This is a genomic window from Neolewinella maritima, from assembly GCF_923081025.1.
In the GTDB taxonomy this organism is placed as follows: domain Bacteria; phylum Bacteroidota; class Bacteroidia; order Chitinophagales; family Saprospiraceae; genus Neolewinella; species Neolewinella maritima.
On record NZ_CAKLPZ010000010.1, the window covers coordinates 1 to 1542 of the forward strand.

1 protein-coding gene is annotated in these 1542 nt (G+C 61.8%); it reads right to left on the bottom strand.

Going from position 1 to position 1542, the window contains the following annotated elements:
* Positions 1-163 precede the first annotated feature (163 nt).
* Positions 164-1483, bottom strand: a complete 1320-nt coding sequence (locus MJQ68_RS17880) for an IS4 family transposase (RefSeq protein WP_238752534.1) — start codon at positions 1481-1483, stop codon at positions 164-166.
* Positions 1484-1542: the final 59 nt, after the last annotated feature.

A 1542-nucleotide genomic window follows, 5' to 3' on the forward strand; every position in this document is an offset into this window, starting at 1 on the left:
CAACTCCATTAAGCTAAGCTCTTCCCTACTATACTGGAGCCTTGACCACGGTTGCTTAGCGGCTACTCTTGCGTTGCGGTAGCTTAGAAAGTAACTTTAGGGCATAGTGCCCCCGCCCGGCCGTCAGGCGGCTCGTGCCGTGACCTGCTGCCTTGGTAGTCCACTAGAGTGCTGAGCGATAGTTAGGTTCATAAACATGTCGGTCCTGGCTGCGCATGATCCGTCTTAGTCGAACACGGCTCGGGCGGGGCCTATCGGGTTCCAGGTGGTGGACCAGTTCGTCCAGCAGGACCTTGGTGCGGGCGCGCCAACGCCGCACGCCATCCAGGAAGAGGGTGGGTAGCCACCGCTTGATCAGTCCGGCGGTCACGTTGCGGTTGATCCGATAGCTGTACATACGGTGTTTGGTGCGGGCCTGCTTGACCAGCTCCCGGTCTAGCAGACAGGCGCTCTGTACGTTATAAAACCAGAAGGTCGACCATAAGTCCTGCTCCACGCCGGGTTGGGTGTAGGCGGAAGTAAGCGCTAGTTGGAGAAAGGACTTCAGGTGAGAGATGCCCGTCTCCACCCCCCAGCGCAGGCCATAGAGCTCCCCGATACGCCGGTGGTGGAAGCGGCGGCGGTGCATCAGCGTGGTCAGAAGTACCTCTACCTCTCCGGTAGGCAGATCGACGCGCACCAGGCGGAGCTCCAGGGGGTGACGCTCCTCAGGGCGGAGTCCTAACTGTCGCAGCGTACGTAGGGCTCGCCCCAGCAGCGGGACAGTGATGAGCCGGTCGGGCTGACCACTGCGGACGAAGTCTACGACTTCGGGACTCATACTCACGGGGAGGCGGATGATGCAATCGGAACCGTGGCGGCGGTGCAGGAAGGGCAACCCGTAGCCGGCGTATCCGCGGTCGTAGATATAGATAGCCCGCTGGGGCAGGTGCTCGACATTGGGATAAGCGTGACGGATCTCGCCGCTGTGCTGAGTATGCAGGTCCGCCCGGAGGATGATGCGGTTGAGCAGATCGTAGGTCAGCAGGATACGAGTGGAGGGCACCTTGTCGTGCTGGTTCTGATGAAAGCCAAAGGCCTGGCCGATCCAGTGCTCGCGGGGTAGGGTCTGCCCGGTGCCGTCCACGGCAAACAGAAGGTGGGAGCGCCAGCGGCGGGCGTGGCGGAAGCAAGTGTAAAAGTCTTGGACCGAGCGGTAGAAGAAATCGCGGAAGAAGGCCGGGCGGATGGCCCGCCGGCGCTGCGCAAAAGCCGACTTAGTGACCGGGGCCCGGCCGAGGGAGCCGAAGAAGTCGTGCAGTTCCACGGCGGTGGACTTACGGACCAGCTGCAGGATGAAGGCTACGGTGCGGCGGAAGGTCAGGGGGCTGGAGCGAGTGAAGTGCCGGTGGGGCTCGACGATATACTGCGCGCGTTGGGCCTCCGTGGTGAGGTCAGGGAAGCTGCGCAGAAGAGTCAGAAAGCGAGTCAGGGCGCGGGTCATGCTCCTAAGTTCGGCAGCAGACTAATGCCGTCAAATGCTTAGCTTAATGGCCGTGAACA

Excerpts from the sequence above, each read along its gene's own strand:
- MJQ68_RS17880 (WP_238752534.1), bottom strand. The coding sequence starts at position 1,483 with ATGACCCGCGCCCTGACTCGCTTTCTGACTCTTCTGCGCAGCTTCCCT.